The following is a 15,814-nucleotide window of genomic DNA, read 5'->3' as shown; positions in this document are numbered from 1 at the left end:
CACTGTCGTACAGATTGGGCGCAGCATATGGATAGCGGACCTCCGACACCCAAGGCGGCGTTTCATCCCAGGACGGCCGCGCGCCGGGACAAGGGAGTGGGCAGGCTCCGCCTGCGTGATGCGGTGGCGATGGCGGTCGGGGGCATGATCGGCGGGGGCATCTTCAGCGTCCTGGGTGTCACCGTCGCACTTGCCGGACATCTCGCTGTCGGAAGCTTCGTGATCGGCGGGGCGATCGCCATGGTGACCGCGCATTCCTTCGCGGCGCTCTCGGCCAGGGCCGGTCGCTCCGGCGGCCTCTTCGTCTACCTGCACAATGCCGGGTTCCCGCGCACCGGCTCCTACATCTCGTGGCTGCTGATGTTCGGTTATCTGATCGCCGTAGGAGTCTATGGGTTCACCTTCGGCCACTACGCGGCGCACGCTTTTGGTTTGCCGGGGGCATTCGCGAACGTTTTCGCTGTCCTGATCCTGCTGGTGTTTTTGGGGATCAACCTTCGCGGGGTTGGGCATCGGCGCTGTCTGAGGACCTCGTGGTCCTGATCAAGGTCGGGGTTCTGGCCCTGATCTCCGTCATCGGGTTCGCGCACTTTTCCCCGGAACGGCTTGCCCCGCTGGATGAAAAGGGTCTGGCCGGGGCCATCGTGGCATCGGCATCGATCTTCGTCGCCTACGAGGGGTTCGAACTGCTTTCCTACGATTACGATGACCTCGTCAGGCCACGCTGGACACTGCCACGGGCACTCTACCTCTCGGTCGCGCTCGTCACCCTGATCTACGTCACTGTGACGATCGGCTCTCAGATGCTGGTCAGCGACGAGGTCATCGTGGCCCAGAAGGAAGTCGCGTTTGCCGCGGCCGGCCAGGTGGCCCTGGGGCCGGCGGGGTACTGGATCGCGAGCCTCGGGGCGCTTCTGGCGGCGAGTTCTGCGATCAACGCCACCCTGTTCTCCACGGCACGCCAGATGCACGAGATAGCGTTGGCAAACGAGCTACCGGCGGCGTTCGCAAGAAGCAGGGCCGGTCTGCCCGTCACCGCGCTCGTGTTCCTGGCAGTGTTCGGTGCGGCCTTCGCCATGCTGCCGGACATCACTGCCCTGCTGACCTTCGGATCGGCGGTCTTCCTGGCCGTCTTCGGAGCCACGAACCTTCTCGCAGCCCGGGTCCTGGCGGGGTTCTGGCCACGGCTGGTCAGCGGTACCGGGTTTCTGGCCTGCCTCGGCGCCCTGATCGTCCTGGTGATCCAGCTCATCCTCCACGACCAGGCCACCCTGCTACTCATCGGCGTATCCCTCGCATCCGTCACCAGCCTGCGACTCGCCTTTGTCTGGCACCAGAAACGCGGCCCGGCAAGCGGTGCAGTGTGAACCAAACCAGCGCCTGAGGAACGCCCGGCCCTGCCCACACGGGTGACCAGCTCGTGGGACACTCAGGCTGCCCGCCCCCGCCGGGGTCCCGCCGTCACCGGGACGCCAGAGATCCGCGACCGCCGAACGGCCCGAACGTGCGCCGGGCCCTGAGCCCGGCCGCGCTAGTCGTGGCGGGGCTGCAGGGTCCCGGCCCGGATTTGGAGATGCCCGCCCCGGGCAGACCGGCTGAGGACGCCCGCACAGTCCTCCTCCACGGCCTGGAAGGGGTGGGCTAGGATATCGGCTCCGCCAATCCTGCAGGCAAGGCGGGCGAGCGGCGCAAGCCAGGGTGCCCGTCCGGCCGGCGCCTGCATGTCCACGACGCAGACGCGTGCCTCCGCGCGGAGGAGGCCGGGGATATTTGTCCAGGCGCACCGCCAGGCCGGCATCAGGGAGAGGGATTAGGTGGCGAGGGCGCCGTCCGAGGCGGCTGCCCCGCCCTGGTCCCGGATCCGGGCCGTGACGGTCCGGGCGTCGAGGCTGGTCATGTCGGCCTGGACCAGGATGACGTTGACCCAGCCGTGGTGCGTGGCCCCGGAGTTGTGCCTGGCGGAGCATTCCGGGGCTGCGGTCGATGCCGATGATTGTCCCAGCGGGTCCGATCCTGTCCTGCAGGAGCGGGAAGTTCAGGCCGGTCCCGCAGCCGATATCCAGGATCTGATCCCCGGGCCTCGGGTCGAGTGCATCGATGCCCAGGATACGTCCTGCCCGGTACACGGCGAACTCGCCGGAGAGCACGTCGTAGGCCGGCGCATAGATGTTGTACTTGTTTTTGACGGTGCCCTCCCGTTCCAGTTGGCCACGCACGCTGACGATGGGGCAGGATTGGGTGCCAAACTTACCCGACGACGGAGGGCACGGACATGGTGGACAGGGACGGGATTGTCGATTTGCTGGTCCTCGGCGGCGGCACCGCCGGGCTTGTCGGCGCGATGACGGCCGCCGACGTCGGCGCCCGGACGGTGCTGGTCGAACGCGACCGGACGGGCGGTGATTGGCGTGGACCGGCTGTGTCCCGTCCAAGACACTCCCTGCCGCCGCCACCACGACCCGCACAAGGGCAATGCTCACCGGGCAGGCCCCGGACTTTTCCCTCGTGCGCACCATGATCCGGGATGCCATCGCGCCATCGAACCGGTGGATTCCCCTCAGGCCCTGGAGGCTGCCGGGGTGCGGTTCATCAGGGGCGCTGCAAGGTTCTCCGCTCCCGGCGCGGATCCGAGGTCACGCTGATCATCCGGTCAACGATCCTGCCCAGAGAAGACCGCGAAGCAGCCGCACTAGTCAAGACCAGCCTGGAAGCGGACGGCATCCGGATCCTGGAACACACCCGTGTGGAACGGATCAGCCCGACCGGATCCGGTTCCCGTCTGGAACTGGACGAGGGCACAGCCCTCACCGCCGACACCGTCCTGCTGGCGGCCGGACGGACGGCGCGAACCGTCGGGCACGGACTCGAACAACTGGACATCTCCACGGACGCCCACGGCCAGATCATCACCGATCCCGGGATGCGCACCACTAATCCGTCCTTCTGGGCCACGGGGGATGTCACCTCCCATCCCAGGTTCACTCATGTTGCCGGGGTGCACGCCAGTATCGCTGCACGTAACGCTGTTCTTGGCCTGACCAGCAAAATCAGTCCCATCGTGCCCCGGGTCACCTACACATCTCCCGAACTCGCCGCCGTCGGCACAACTGGCGTCACGGGGACGGACGCCCATGTCCTGACCACCCCCCACACCCACGTGGACCGGACCGTCACCGACAACACCACCGCGGGCTTCACCCGGCTGCACGTAGACCGGGCCGGCCGGATCCTGGGCGCCACCATCGTCGGGCCCCGCGCAGGGGAATCCCTGGCCGAGGTCGTCCTGGCCATGGAACGCCGGCTGAAGACCTCCGACATCGCCGCGGTCACACACCCCTACCCCACCTACTCGGACGGGGTATGGCACGCCGCTATCGCCGACACCCGTGCCCGCCTGCGCGCACCAGCCGCGGCAGCCCTTATCAAAACACTGCTGTTCCTACGCCGGTGGCGGACCGACCTGAACACCCGGCGCAAACGACGATAACCGGGAAGACCAAGGGCAGACCCGATTTCACGTTAGAGGGGCCTGAGCGGAAACGGACCAGGCGGTGCCTTCGAGGGTGTCCATCCAGCCGTACCCGTCTCCTGCCCGGTTGTCGGCGGGGAGGACCGGTCGTCCACCGGCTCTGTGGTGTCGCCGCTGACGGCGTGGGTCATGGTTGTTGTGCTCACGAGGTGATGCTCCGTTTCGCTCGGGCGGGGCGGGGCGCCTGGCGTACCGGCTACCCCTTCTCCCCCACCATGTTTTTGCCTGCTGGCGGAGCATCGCGTAGCTGTGCCCGACGGAACCGGGGCAACCCGAAGGGCAACCAGCGGGCGGGTTGTGTGAGGAAATAAGCGCAACGCCGAACACGAAACGTCGGCTGCGCGGCCGGCCGCAGCACGGTTGAGCCGGTGGAGCGGGCACGTACGATCCAACGGACAGCAGCAAAAAAGGTCAAGAAATGCTTGTGCTGTCCGAGCGCAGCGAGGCCCTTCGCGTTCTTGCTGACCAGGGCCCGCTCGGCGGCTCAGGAAGTTGGGCGCCGTCCCGACTAGCGCCGCGGACTCACGGCCCGGGCGTGGGGCCTGGCCGGCCGGTGGCGGCGGGCCCCGACGGGGCCGGAGGCACGGCGGGCGGGTGACGGCGTTGGCTTCTCAGCTGGAGGATCCGCGCTGCCCCGGCGATCGCGACCAGGATCCCGCCCGCCACTGCCGCGATAAACAGCGCCATGCCCAGGGAAAGCTCGCCCGCGGCGCCGAAATAGTACACGGTCACGCGATCCTGGTTCTGCAGGATGAAGATGATGAGCAACACCAGAAGAACGAGACCCGCACTGACCGCAACCCAGATCATCCCGGCCCGCGTCACGTCCGTGGTCCCATCCCTGTGCTGGGACGGTTTCCCTGGAGGGCGTTTTGGCTTGGAAGGGGCAGGTTTGTTGACCGGCCGCGAGGCGGGGTGCGGCCCCGTTGATGGAGCCGGCGCTGGATCAGCAGCCACGTTTTTTCATCCCCTAACACCGAAGGCGTCCGTCCGTGCCGGACGGATATTCACAGGGTACTCCTCCCGCAAGCCCGCGTCCTCTGCCGGGTAAGTCCCAGCGCTGGCGCCGCGCGGAAGGCTGTGGCTGGGTCACGTCCGGGCGACGAATTCAGTCCCTGATCGCCTCGGCGCGGACAACTTTCTCAAGCGGCCAGCCGGGGCGCCTTTGCGGGAGTTTTCCAGTTGGTGGCGGCCCGCGCTGGTTTCGGGGCTCAGTGAGGCAGTAGGTGGGCGGTGAGGTTGCGGCGGTGAGGCCGGTTCGGGTCGCGGGAACGAGCAGCGCGGCGGCCAGGACGTGGCCGCGCTGGCCGGAGTTGGCCAGCTTGCGGTGGTGCGATTCGTAACCGCGCAGCGCGGTGGTGGGGTCACCGGGGGTGCCGGCCAGGGCTCCGGCGAGGGTGGTGGCCCCGGTCATGGCGAGGCTGGACCCGTCTCCGACCAACGATACGCAGGACGCGGCGTCGCCGAGCAGGGTTACCCGTCCCCGGGACCAGCCAGGCAGCCGGACCTGGCTGACGGCGTCGAAGTACAGGTCGTCGGCGGCGCACACCTGGCCGCGTAGGTCGGGCAGTTCAGGCACCGGCCACTCATGCGGGGTTTAGGCGTCGAAAAGGATCCGTTGCTGGGCCTGGATCTGGCGGTAGTCCAGGCCGGGTGGGCCGCGGAAGATGAAGCCGGCCCCGGCGGTTCCGCGGACGGGATGGATGGTCAGCGACCGTCGGCGCACGCAGTGCACGTTTGGGCGCACTCAAAGCATGCTTGGATGCATTCGACTAGTTTGGCCTTGTCGATGCTTCCCGTGCCCAGAGGGTGGGCGTCCAGCATGGACTGTACATGTGTCATTGGTTTCTCTTTTCCAGGTCTATTCAACAGGTCGTGGTGCATTGCAACGGCGAGACCGTTTTTTACGTCCTGCTGATGGAAAGCTGAACCACCGTGAGCGCCGGAAGATCCGGCTCCGGGGGGACAGCGCTGGAAAGAAGTCCGTCACCGGGCTGCCGCTGGAGCAAAGCGGGCGGGTCCACCGCCCCTGTCTTCAGCGGGGCCGGTTCGCCGCGCGGAGCCTGCCTCCGTTCGCAGCAGTCCCGCTCCATCGGCTCGGGGTCACTACACGGGCCGGCCTGATGGACCACGCGGACAGCCTGAGAAGCCGACGACCGTGCCTCACCCGGGCCGGGTGAAGTTGCCGCCGGAGGAGCCCCTGCCTCAACTCCTTCAGGGCCGGGTGATGGGGTCACCACTGACTGAAAGGGGTTGTGTCCAACGATGGCGTACCGGCTGCCGTGGGTGTGCGAGGCGGCCCCCGTGAGGAGAAGAGCCGCGAGGAAACACAAGAAAGCGCTTCGTAGCGAAGCATCCCAAGCGAAGGCCAACTCAGCGCGGCCATCCCCACTTCCTGTTGGACACGTCTGCGAGCCTATCTTCGGATCTCCATCCGGTTGGTCACACGTGTATTACTTTTGCCACAGCTGAACCCCGTTGGGTTGCCGGTTCTATGTCTGCTGGGTTCCTATGGAGTCGGCCTTGTCCAGCAGGTTTTTTCGTTCGGGGCCTGAGTAATCCCCGGCGCCGATGGCGTTGCGCATGCGGCCCAGGTGGTCCAGGATCTCCATCCGGTACTGGCCCTTCGCATCGCACCATGCAAGTTCGTGAAGGAGCCCCAGGAGGCGGCGCGCGACGGCCGCGTCCGCGGCGCCGTATTGCCGGGGCTGGTTCATCGCCATGTCGAGCAGGTCCCGGAGCGTGGGAAGTGACAGCACCACCCTGACGCGCGCGTCCTCGTCGGTCACGTGCTCCGGGCCGGGGTTCCTTCCCGCCAGCCGGCACAGCAGGGCCGAGAGGTGCCCGATGACGTGCACTGCCGTGGTGGGGTCGTTGATGCCCGGCGAGAGTGCCCGCGCGGCGACATCAACCAGTTGCCGGAACCCGAACCCGACGTCCTGGACGTTGGTGCGTTCATACCCTGTTGCCACAGCGGCATTGACATCTTTGGCCAGCTTCTCGCGGGCCTCGTGTCCTAATATTCTTCCCGGTTCGGCCGCCCAGGCGGTAGCGAAGGGAACGTCCTCCACGAGGGAGCTGCCCGGTTCCCGGTCTATCCGCACCACGGCACCGGAATCTCTCGCGGCCTGCAGGAGTGCGCCTTTATCCAGCGACGTCAGGAAGCCTGAGGAGCTGGATTTGATGTGGAAGGCGCCGGACGCCGGGACGGGTTCGGGCCCGCGTGCGGGCCGGTCCTCGGGAAAGACCCGGTCGATGGTTTCCCGGGTTTCCACGTTGACGTTGCGCATCATGGTTTCCACACGGATTTCCCGGGTGAGATGCGCCAGGAAGAGCACCAGCCCCACGACGCTGGCTATGGCAAGCGCGAACGAGAGGGTGACCGAAATTTCCGGTACGAAGGCGGTGTTTCCGTTGCTTTCGTCGCGGACGCTGCGCAGGACCGTCAGCGCGAAGGCGAAAGATGCCAGAAAGAGGGCCAGCGTTACGTGCACAAACCGGTCGGAAGTGAAAGTCCGCAACAGCCGCGGCGAGAATTGGCTGCTGGCCAGCTGCAGCGTGACCACGGTGAGCGAGAAGGTCAGGGACGTCACCGTGATCAGGGACCCTGAGATGGCCTGCAGGACCGACCTGGCCGCTCCCGGGCCTCCGCTGAAGAGAAAAACACCGACATTCCCGGGCAGTTGGCCGTCGACAGCGGAATCCAGAGCAGGCACCGCCACACCCAGCACCACGGCGAGGGCAACTGACAACGCCGGGAGAGGCCATAACTGGCTCCGCAGCGCGTCCAGCCAGTGCGCGGCACGGCCGTTCATCAGCAGCGGTCCGCCTGTAGTGAAGGCACTTCAGTCATAAGGTCCTGCTCTTCCTACCCGAAGGCCAGCTTTCGACGGGCGATTCAGCTTCACTGCCTACTGTCCTTTGGTTTGCAGCTAACCGAACCGGAAATACCCAGCGTACTGTCAGTGACGTTCCCCTGTCCCTGATATCGGCCGACTACCGTATCGAAGGAGCATGAAGAGTATGTGGTTTGATTCCTGGGCGGATATTCTCCGTGTCCTGATCATCGGTTCAGTTTTGTATGCTGCCCTGGTGGTGGTCCTGCGGGTTTCGGGCAAGAGGACGTTGGGGCAGCTCAACGCGTTCGATTTCATTGTGACGGTCGCCTTGGGATCCACGCTCGCGAGGATCCTACTCAGTTCTGACGTTGCCTTTTTGAGGGGTGACGGCGTTGGCGCTGCTCGCGGGCCTGCAGTTCGTCGTCGCGTGGGCGTCCTCGCATGTGCCCGGGGCCAGATCTGCAGTGACGTCCAAGCCCGTGGCACTCGTTTTTTTGGAGAACTTCAGCATGCCCAACTGCGCAGAAACCGCCTCAGCGAATCTGAGGTGCTGCAGGCGGTGCGTGGCACCGGATCCGGCGACCTCGCCGACACTACAGCGGTGGTGCTTGAAATCAGCGTCATTCCCAAGAGCAAACTCGGCGATGGGTCTGCTCTCTATGGTGTCCACCATGCTCCGTGGTCCGGACATTCATGACAGAACAAGGGCCCAGTGCCGAGGCCCCGGGCGCATCTGCGGGAAGCGGCCGGCTTCGCCGAGCTGACGCACTGGCCCGGCGGCTGGACGGGCCGAAGAAGGTCCTGAATGTCATCCTTTCTTCGTGGTGCTCGGCTATCTGGTAGCAACAGAACCGGCAATGGTCAGCGCCTTCACCATCGGCGGGCTCCGGCGTGGTGTCAGGTTTGGTGCTCGAACGCCAAACGGGGCGGTTAGCCTTCGCATTCCTGGCAATATTGGTGACCGTCGTGTTCACGGGCCATTTGGGAGCGGTGCCGGACCAGGAAGCAGGAGTGGCACGTAAACTCGTCCGCGGCTTGGGGGACGACCTGAACGGTGAGTTCCTCAGCTACGATTTCGCCGCCCGGAACGCCGAGAGCGTCAGCATCATCGGGTGCGTCGAGTTCCCGTACCACGCTGAGCGCGTCAGGGGCGTTGGCGGACTTTAGTGCCTCAAGGGACTTATCCTGCGTTTCCTTAACGTCGGCGCGCAGTTCATCGTAATCAGCGGTCATGATCCGTTCCTCGTTCCCTGGTTGTCGTCCCGAGTGCAACGAATCCGCAGTGGCGCTTGTTCCCCAACTTGGTTCCGGAGCAGTAACGGCAGGGCGGGTTGTGCTGAGGCACGATGCTGGCCACCACCGCGACGCGGAGCATTCCAGCTCCGCGTCGAAACTAGGGCAGCTCTCGGCCGATTCCCGCCGCTCTTCTGGACGACCGATGCCGGTCGCGCGGCCTATTTGGCGATTCTGCCCACGATCTGGCGGGCCACGAGCCGGTCGATTCCTGGCAGATGGGTGGCCCGTATGATCCAGCGGCGCAGGAGGCGCTGGGTCCGATTGGAGGGGAGGAACGATGACGCGGTGCGCCTCCCGGCGGCCTGCGCCTCCTCGACTACCGGTTGCCAGCGTCGCTCGAATTCGGCGAGGGCTGCGCTGATCCCGTCAGGTGAAGCCACGGGTCCCAGGAAGTCCCCCAGCAACGCGGCACCGGCGATGGCGAGTGAGCCGCCCTGACCCGCGAGCAGCGACACGGCCCCGCAGGCGTCCCCCACGAGAACGGTCCGCCCCCTCTGCCAGCCCGGCATGACAACCTGTGCGACGACGTCGTCGTACGGATGCTCGGGGCACAGCTCCAGCAGCCGGTCGACGGCGTGGCCGAGGCCGGCGAACTCGCGGCGCAGCCGCTCCCGTGGACTCCCGGAGCGCTGGTGCCCTGGCGCGTCTGTGGCATCCCGGTAGACCATGAATGCCGCCACCTCGTCTGAGCGGAGGCTATAGAGCCCGGCCATCCGGTCGATGCTGTCGGTGAGGACGAACCGGTTCCGGAAGCGGGCATTCAGGACCGGCTCGGTCACAATGAACGCGGCGGCCCGCATGCCCAGGGGGCGCAGGTATTCCTCTTCGGGGCCGAAGACCTGGGCTCGTACACCGGAATGGATGCCATCGGCGCCGACGAGGACGTCCGCGCCGAGCGTCACGTCCGGCGGGTCACCGACGGCGACCTCCACGCCGTCCTCACCGCTCCATACCTGGGAAACCGGCGCCCCGTAACGGATTCGCACCCGGCCGGAGGCCACGTCGTCGAGCGCAGCGAGGGCGGCGCGTTCCATGTCGGGGCGCAGCAGGCTCAGGACCTTCCCGCCGGCAAGCCGGCGAACTGGTCGTAATCGAGGCTGGAGGTGGGGTGTCCTGTTGCATCGACATATTCGGCGGCCTCGACGTGGTAGGCCACCGCGGCGAGCCGCGGGTAGAGGCCGATCCGCTCCGCCGCCTCCACGCCCGGACCAAAGAAGTCCATCATGTAGCCATCGGGGCGCGGAGCGGCCGATTTCTCGAGGACCTCGACGTCCCAGCCGGCCAAACCGAGCTGGCGGGCCGCCACGAGGCCCGCAATGCCCGCCCCGACAACCACAGCCTTCATGTCCCGCCTCCAAGGGTCAGATCCGCCGGGCTGAACGAGCCCGGCCGGGAGCACAGGGAGTTTCGCCGACACCCGCCGGCTCATTCTTGACTCATTCCTCGCGGGATGTCCAGCGCGCAGGATTCCGCAGGGGTGTCATCTATCGGTCACATAGATAACGCTTCGCCACGGGTCCGACCCCGGGTTTGTCGGACGGGATAGCAACCCAGGCCGGCAATACCGCCTCGAGGGGGCCATACCTCGGAAATCGTGGAGAAAAACGGTGCCGCTTGAGTCTGCGGCGCGGATTTCGGGGCGGGACGGACTCGGTCAGACGACCAATGGTGGCGCCGGTGCGGAGAACCGGGTGTAGGTGGTGCCGTCGCGGAGCATGGCCCAGAGGACGTTGAGGCGGCGCCGGGCCAGTGAAAGCATGGCCTGGATGTGGGTTTTGCCTTCGCCTCGTTTGCGGTCGTAGTAGGTCCGTGATGCCGGGCAGGATTTAAGCGCCGAGAGGCCAGAGAGGTAGAAGACGCGCAGGAGCCTGCGGTCGTAGCGTCTGGGGCGGTGGTGGTTGCCGCTGATGCGGCCGGAATCCCTGGGTGCGGGGGCAAGTCCGGCGACGCCGGCGAACCGGTCCGCGGTTTCAAAGACCGTCAGGTCCCCGCCGGTAGCGCCAAGGAACTCCGCGGCCAGGACGGGGCCGAAGCCGGGCATGCTGAGCAAGGTCCGGGTGTGCCGGTGTTCGGTGACCTTCGCGCTGATCAGGGCGTCCAGCTCGGCCAGTTCTTTGTTCAGGGTGACGATCTCCTGGGCCAGGGCCGCGACGATAAGTTCCCCGAGGTGCTGGGCCGGAACGGTGGTGTGCTGGGACTTCGCGGCCTCGACCGCAGCGGCAGCGACAACGGCGGAGGAGCGGGCGCCGTGTTTCTTCAACCACGCCTGGAGCCTGGCTTGGCCGGTGCGGCGGATTCCGTCCGGGGTCCGGTGTTAGGTCAGCAGCAGGAGGGCGGCTTTGGAGCGGCTGTAGTCAAAAGCACGCTCCAGGGCCGGGAAGTACTCGAGCAGCTGGGCCTGCAGCCGGTTGATCGCCCGGACCCGGTCCGCGGACTTGTCCGCCCGGCGGGAGGTGAGGATCCTCACCCCGGTACTGATCTCATCCCCCGCCCGCAGGGGCTGCAGATCCCGGCGCATCCGTGCCTGGTCAGCAATCACAGCGGCGTCCTTCGCATCCGTTTTGCCCTCTCCGCGGTAGAGCTTGGAGGCGTGGTGGACGATCCGGCCCGGGATGTAGAGGATGTTCTGGCCGTGCGCGACGAGCATCGCGATCATGTCGCGTCTCTCAATCAGCGGTCGGGTCATCGCGAAGAGTGCGGGCGGCCAATCCTTCGAAGCCGTCACGACGTGAATCGCCGGGCCACAGCAACCAAAGCCATAACCGCCTCCCCCGGGCAGCCACGACCCTACGACAGCCACGGAACCACCCGTCAACACCACAAGGACAGCATCCGGGCCTCCGGCGGGCGTTTTCCACATGGCAGCACCGGGCACTCCCGGTGGCCGATCCAAGAGGGAATGCTGGGCAGATGAAAGCAACTTTTGTGCTTGCCGCCGTCCTTCTGCTGCCGGCCGCTGCGGCTCCGCAGGCAACGGCTCCCCGCCCCGCCTGGGACTGGCCCCTTGCGCCCAGGCCCGCAGTTATGCGGGCCTTCGACCCGCCGGACAAGCCGTGGATGAGCGGTCATCGCGGCGTGGACCTTAAGGCAACCCACGACGGCGTCCCGGTCACGTCGCCAGCGTCCGGCACCGTGAGCTTCGTAGGCGTGGTGGTGGACCGCCCAGTGATCACCATCGATCACGGGGGCGGACTTCGGAGTAGCTTTGAGCCCGTTGAGAGCCGACTAACGGCCGGAACCGTTGTGGCGCAGGGCGAAATCATCGGTACCTTGCAGGCAGGTCATTGCGGCGCCCTGGCCTGCGTCCACTGGGGCGTCAGGCGGGCAGATGACTACGTCAATCCGCTGGAATTCGTGACGGACCTCCTCCCGTCCATCCTGCTGCCGGTCAGAAAGGCGGACCCAGTCACGAGCGCCGAGCCAGCGGGCAGGGCGGACCCCGACAGCCGGGCGGAGCCAGTGGCCTTAGACGATGGCTGAGACCCCCGTGATGGCGCGCCCGGTCACCAGCGTATTGATCTCGTGGGTTCCTTCGTACGAATAGATGGCTTCAGCATCAGCGAAAATCTTAGCCATTTCGAAGTCCGTGACGATCCCGTTGCCGCCCAGGAGGCTACGACCGATGGCCACGCTTTCACGCATGCGCGCGGTGGTGAATGCCTTGGCCAGCGCAGACTGTTCGTCCTTGGCCTCGCCCGCGTCCTCCAGCTGCGAAAGCCTGACCATCATGCCCATGGAGCTGACTGCGTTGCCAAGGATCTGCACCAGCTGGCTCTGGACCAGCTGGAACGATGCCAGCTGACGGCCGAATTGGTGCCTTTCCACGGCGTAGCGGCGGGCCACATCGAAAGCAGCGAGCTGCTGGCCGACCGCCTGCCAGGCGACGGACAGCCGGGTCACTTTGAGGACCTTGTTGGTGTCGCGGAAGCTGTTGGCGCCCGCGAGTTTGTAAAAGTCGGGAACCACTACGTTGTCCAGAACGATGTCCGCGTTCTGGACGGTCCGTAGGGAGATCTTGTTTTCAATCTTGGTGGCACTGTAGCCGGGCAGTGCCGTATCAACGAGGAAGCCCTTGACTTGGTTGTCGGCAAGGTCGCGGGCGTAGATCACCACCCAATCAGAGAAGGTGGCGTTGCCGATCCACCGTTTGGCGCCATTGAGAATCCAGGTGTCGCCGTCGCGCTCCGCCGTGGTGCGGGTACCGCCTGCCACGTCCGAGCCGCCCAGGGGTTCAGTGAGTCCGAACGCGCCGATCTTCTTCAGCGAATAAATGTCCGTGAGCCAGGCTTCCTGCTGTTCCTGCGAGGCCAGAGCCTCGATGGAGCCGGTGAAGAGTCCGTCGTGGACGCCGAGGAAAGTGGCAATGGAAGCGTCGGCACGCGTGGCCTCGGCGTGGACCAGGCCGGCAAACAGGTTCGAGTAGCCCTGCCGCCTTACGGGACTGACCAGATCGATTTCGGCCAGCTTGGGGATGAGGTCCATGGGGAATTCGCCGCGGTTCCAGCAGTCCACGGCAATCGGCCGGACCTCGCGGGACAGGAAGCCCCGGATCTCGGCCAGGCGGTCCCGCTCCTTGCCCGCGAGTAGTTGCTCGAAGGCGAAAAAGTCACCGTCGGCATACGGAAGGTCGTTGATGTCAATGGATTTCCTGGACATGGTTCCTCGCTCGGGATCAGTGCTGGCCGCAGGGCTCCAAGGATGACCATCCCCGAAGCAAGTGAAGTTACTGGTGAGTAACTTACCGCAACTGCCTTCCCCGATGCAACGCCGGCCGTGGAAGGCAGTTGGACCGGCGGCGTCGCGGCAGATGAACGGTGCGACGAACTTCGGTAACGTCGGGTGCAAGGATGTTGCAATCTTTTTGCTTGGGGGTCGCTCGACGACCATGTGACTTGGGAAGACAGCCTTATCAATGTCGGTTGGCAACTCTAAACTGGTCGAGTAAGTAATCCATGGAAGCGAACCCAGTTCCAAAGCCGAAGCTTGCGACACCTGCCTTGTTGCTGAGCAGCGTGGTAGTAGCCGCCGGCGTCGTCCACCTTGTCTAAACAGTGTCCGACGACAGGCTCGGGTTCAGGCCCTGGTGCCTGCCTCCAATGGAGTGGATCCGTTGCCTGCTGCCGAGGCTGAGACAGCCGGCGTGGCGGGGGCAGCGGGTGTGTCCAGACCAAGCCTGCGGCGGTCGCGCTGCTGGTTGACGAATATCAGGGCCAGGATTCCGAAGGTCAGCATAAGGCCGCCGGCCAGGGCGAAGGCTGCCTTGTAGCCTTCCGCCGGGGTGGCCGCGCCGCCGATCAGGAAGCCGGAGACTGCCGGGGCGAAAACACCGCCGGTGGTGAGGACGGCGTTGGCGATGGAGAGGTTGGCGCCGCGCTGGGCGATGGTGGTCAGTTCTGCGACGATCAGGTAGGTGATGGCGAACAGCGCCGGTGCGGTGCCGAAGCCGAAGACCATGAGGGTGATGGACAGGAAGGGGGAGGTGGTCAGCGTGGCCGCCACCAGGCAGGCGCCGGCGAAGGTTGCGGCGATGCTGAGCACCCAGCCGCGGGCCTTCCGGGTGGGGACGCCCCTGAGGTGCAGGCGCTGTGTCAGTGCGCTGAGGCCCACTGTGGCGATGGCACCCCAGGCGGCCGGCAGCGCGATCATGGTGCCGGCCTGCTGCCCGGTGAAGCCCAGCACGTTCTGGAAGTAGGCCGGGCCCCAGGACATGGCCAGGGTGAAGGTCCAGTAGCCGAAGAAGGACGCCAGTACCGCGAAGATCCAGCTGGTGGAGAGGATGGTGCGCCAGTCGCGGACTTTGGCCTCCACCACCACGGGAGCTTCCTCCGGGGCGATGCCGTCAATCTCCTGCTCGGCCTTCCGGCTGGTGTACGGGCCTTCCTTGCCCACGATGATCCAGAACAGGGACCAGATGAGGCCCAGGATGGCCAGCACGGCGAACGCTGTCTGCCAGCCGAACTGCCCGATCACCCAGGCCAGGACCGGGGCGAAGGCCACGATTCCCAGCGTGACACCGGCGGACGCCAGAGCGGCCGGTGTGGCGCCCTTCTTCTCCGGGAACCACTTGTAGATGCCGTGCATCAGCACCGGTGCCAGCGGGCCCTCGCCGGCGCCCAGCAGCAGGCGGCTGGCCCAGAGGGCGGGCAGCGACGCGAACAGCAGGATGGGGGCCTGAGCCAGGGACCACAGCAGGCACAGCACCAGCAGGATCCACTTGCTGGAGACCTTGTTGGCGATGGGGGCAGCCACGATCTGCGCCACGCCGAAGGTCAGGAACATGGCACTGCCCACCAGGCCGAACTGCTCGGGCGTGATGCCCAGCTGCTTCATCAGGGGCACGGCGGCTATGCCCAGAACCGCCTTGTCCGCCCAGCTGAGCATCATCAGGAAGAGCAGGCAGACCGTGATGATCAAGCCGTAGCGGTTGCGTTTGGCCTGGGACCAGGTCCGGGGATCGCGGGAGTTTTCGGAGCCCGGAGCCACGTCGGGAAGAGGAGTTGCAGACACAGTATGCCCAATCGTTGAAGAGGGAGCCTTTGCTGGATTGCAGCGGCATTTCCTTGACTCTAGGCTCCTGTGACGGGCCTTACATTTTAGCTTTCCGTTGGGTGGAAAGACACTTTCCGGGGCGCGGCACACCGGCGATCGTCCCGGAGCCGGTCTCTCCCAGGAAAGCGAGCAGGCCCATCCCAAGGACGCTCAGTCCACAGGTTAGCCACCAGGTGGTGCCCCAGCCACCGGTGCGGGTGGCCAGCAGGGCGAAGAGCATGGGGCCCAGGAAATTTCCTACGTTGAAGATCTGCTGCGTCAGCCCCAGCACAGCCGTGACGGATCCGTCGGCAGGGGCGATGCGCACTGAGTAGCTGGTCATTGCGGCAGGGATCAGGCCTCCGACGGCGGAAAACGCAGCAATGAGGCCGAACTGGATGAGGAAGCCATTCCCGAAGCTCGCCCAGGGGACGGCGATCGTGGCCACGGAGGCGGCGGACATCGCCAGGAAGGTCCAGAAGACAATTCTCCGCTCGGGCACGCCGCGCTGGATGCGCTGACGGCGCCGAGAGCGTTGACGCCGCCCACGACGGCACTGAGGATGCCGGGCCACGCGCCTTCCAGCCCGGCTGACCGGTAGATGGACGGCAGGAAGCCGAGA

The 15,814-nt window shown here is 66.0% G+C and carries 17 protein-coding genes and 2 pseudogenes; 6 read left to right on the top strand and 13 right to left on the bottom strand.

What is annotated here, in order from left to right; genetic code table 11:
- The first annotated feature begins 27 nt into the window (after nt 1-27).
- Complete coding sequence (locus tag ABIB45_RS07630; RefSeq protein WP_354215284.1) at nt 28-543, top strand: APC family permease; 516 nt, start codon at nt 28-30, stop codon at nt 541-543.
- A complete protein-coding gene (locus ABIB45_RS07625; RefSeq protein ID WP_354215283.1) occupies nt 534-1,367 on the top strand; it encodes an APC family permease in 834 nt (277 codons plus the stop codon). Before ABIB45_RS07630 ends, ABIB45_RS07625 begins: the two co-directional genes overlap by 10 nt.
- Here ABIB45_RS07625 and ABIB45_RS07620 read toward each other — a convergent pair.
- The gene (locus tag ABIB45_RS07620) at nt 1,275-2,126 is read right to left on the bottom strand and encodes a methyltransferase domain-containing protein (RefSeq protein ID WP_354215362.1); all 852 of its coding nucleotides are present in this window, start codon (nt 2,124-2,126) and stop codon (nt 1,275-1,277) included. The genes ABIB45_RS07625 and ABIB45_RS07620 overlap by 93 nt on opposite strands.
- A 146-nt stretch (nt 2,127-2,272) precedes the next feature.
- Here ABIB45_RS07620 and ABIB45_RS07615 point away from each other — a divergent pair, with 146 nt between their 5' ends.
- Both ABIB45_RS07615 and ABIB45_RS07610 read left to right on the top strand, forming a co-directional pair.
- Nucleotides 2,273-2,518, top strand: a complete 246-nt coding sequence (locus ABIB45_RS07615; RefSeq protein WP_354215282.1) for an FAD-dependent oxidoreductase — start codon at nt 2,273-2,275, stop codon at nt 2,516-2,518.
- Between the two features lie 6 nt (nt 2,519-2,524).
- Entirely contained in the window at nt 2,525-3,487 is a 963-nt protein-coding gene (locus ABIB45_RS07610) for an FAD-dependent oxidoreductase (RefSeq protein WP_354215281.1), read from the top strand.
- Nucleotides 3,488-4,051: 564 nt separating this feature from the next.
- Here the strand turns inward: ABIB45_RS07610 and ABIB45_RS07605 are convergent.
- The 5 genes and pseudogenes from ABIB45_RS07605 to ABIB45_RS07585 all read right to left on the bottom strand — a co-directional run bounded on the left by ABIB45_RS07605 (nt 4,052) and on the right by ABIB45_RS07585 (nt 7,344).
- Nucleotides 4,052-4,354 (bottom strand): LapA family protein, encoded by a 303-nt coding sequence (locus ABIB45_RS07605; protein WP_502909227.1) that lies wholly within the window; start codon nt 4,352-4,354, stop codon nt 4,052-4,054.
- A gap of 283 nt (nt 4,355-4,637) precedes the next feature.
- Nucleotides 4,638-5,108 carry a Rossmann-fold NAD(P)-binding domain-containing protein gene (locus ABIB45_RS07600; RefSeq protein ID WP_354215279.1) on the bottom strand — a complete coding sequence of 157 codons (471 nt, stop codon included), beginning with the start codon at nt 5,106-5,108 and terminating at the stop codon, nt 4,638-4,640.
- An 18-nt stretch (nt 5,109-5,126) separates the two neighbouring features.
- Nucleotides 5,127-5,276, bottom strand: coding sequence for a hypothetical protein (locus ABIB45_RS07595; protein ID WP_354215372.1), 150 nt, complete (start codon nt 5,274-5,276; stop codon nt 5,127-5,129).
- Nucleotides 5,246-5,371 (bottom strand): annotated as a pseudogene (locus tag ABIB45_RS07590) (four-helix bundle copper-binding protein); the annotation flags it as partial. The pseudogene ABIB45_RS07590 and the gene ABIB45_RS07595, both read right to left, overlap by 31 nt.
- 650 nt (nt 5,372-6,021) lie before the next feature.
- Nucleotides 6,022-7,344 carry a DUF2254 domain-containing protein gene (locus ABIB45_RS07585; RefSeq protein WP_354215278.1) on the bottom strand — a complete coding sequence of 441 codons (1,323 nt, stop codon included), beginning with the start codon at nt 7,342-7,344 and terminating at the stop codon, nt 6,022-6,024.
- A gap of 208 nt (nt 7,345-7,552) precedes the next feature.
- On the opposite strand from ABIB45_RS07585, the gene ABIB45_RS07580 reads away from it, so the two are divergent.
- A complete protein-coding gene (locus ABIB45_RS07580; protein WP_354215277.1) occupies nt 7,553-8,065 on the top strand; it encodes a DUF421 domain-containing protein in 513 nt (170 codons plus the stop codon).
- Nucleotides 8,066-8,298: 233 nt separating this feature from the next.
- Here the strand turns inward: ABIB45_RS07580 and ABIB45_RS07575 are convergent, their stop codons facing one another.
- The 4 genes and pseudogenes from ABIB45_RS07575 to ABIB45_RS07560 all read right to left on the bottom strand — a co-directional run bounded on the left by ABIB45_RS07575 (nt 8,299) and on the right by ABIB45_RS07560 (nt 11,350).
- Nucleotides 8,299-8,601, bottom strand: coding sequence for a DUF4193 domain-containing protein (locus ABIB45_RS07575; RefSeq protein WP_211882386.1), 303 nt, complete (start codon nt 8,599-8,601; stop codon nt 8,299-8,301).
- A 221-nt stretch (nt 8,602-8,822) separates the two neighbouring features.
- The gene (locus ABIB45_RS07570) at nt 8,823-9,698 is read right to left on the bottom strand and encodes an FAD-dependent monooxygenase (protein ID WP_354215276.1); all 876 of its coding nucleotides are present in this window, start codon (nt 9,696-9,698) and stop codon (nt 8,823-8,825) included.
- 17 nt (nt 9,699-9,715) lie between these two features.
- Nucleotides 9,716-10,009, bottom strand: a complete 294-nt coding sequence (locus ABIB45_RS07565) for an NAD(P)-binding protein (RefSeq protein WP_354215275.1) — start codon at nt 10,007-10,009, stop codon at nt 9,716-9,718.
- 309 nt (nt 10,010-10,318) lie between these two features.
- Nucleotides 10,319-11,350 (bottom strand): annotated as a pseudogene (locus ABIB45_RS07560) (IS110 family RNA-guided transposase).
- Nucleotides 11,351-11,574: 224 nt separating this feature from the next.
- On the opposite strand from ABIB45_RS07560, the gene ABIB45_RS07555 reads away from it, so the two are divergent.
- On the top strand, nt 11,575-12,144 hold the full coding sequence (locus ABIB45_RS07555) for a M23 family metallopeptidase (protein ID WP_354215274.1): 570 nt from the start codon (nt 11,575-11,577) through the stop codon (nt 12,142-12,144).
- Here ABIB45_RS07555 and ABIB45_RS07550 read toward each other — a convergent pair.
- The 3 genes from ABIB45_RS07550 to ABIB45_RS07540 form a co-directional block, all read right to left on the bottom strand.
- Entirely contained in the window at nt 12,130-13,320 is a 1,191-nt protein-coding gene (locus ABIB45_RS07550; protein WP_354215273.1) for an acyl-CoA dehydrogenase family protein, read from the bottom strand. The two genes, ABIB45_RS07555 and ABIB45_RS07550, sit on opposite strands and share 15 nt — an antisense overlap.
- A gap of 417 nt (nt 13,321-13,737) precedes the next feature.
- Entirely contained in the window at nt 13,738-15,171 is a 1,434-nt protein-coding gene (locus ABIB45_RS07545; protein ID WP_354215272.1) for an MFS transporter, read from the bottom strand.
- A 79-nt stretch (nt 15,172-15,250) separates the two neighbouring features.
- Complete coding sequence (locus tag ABIB45_RS07540; RefSeq protein ID WP_354215371.1) at nt 15,251-15,694, bottom strand: hypothetical protein; 444 nt, start codon at nt 15,692-15,694, stop codon at nt 15,251-15,253.
- Nucleotides 15,695-15,814 lie beyond the last annotated feature (120 nt).

The sequence above is a fragment of the Arthrobacter sp. UYCo732 genome, assembly GCF_040547265.1.
Lineage (GTDB): Bacteria > Actinomycetota > Actinomycetes > Actinomycetales > Micrococcaceae > Arthrobacter.
The sequence above is the reverse complement of the archived record's forward strand: the minus strand, read 5'-3'. Positions and strand labels throughout refer to the sequence as shown.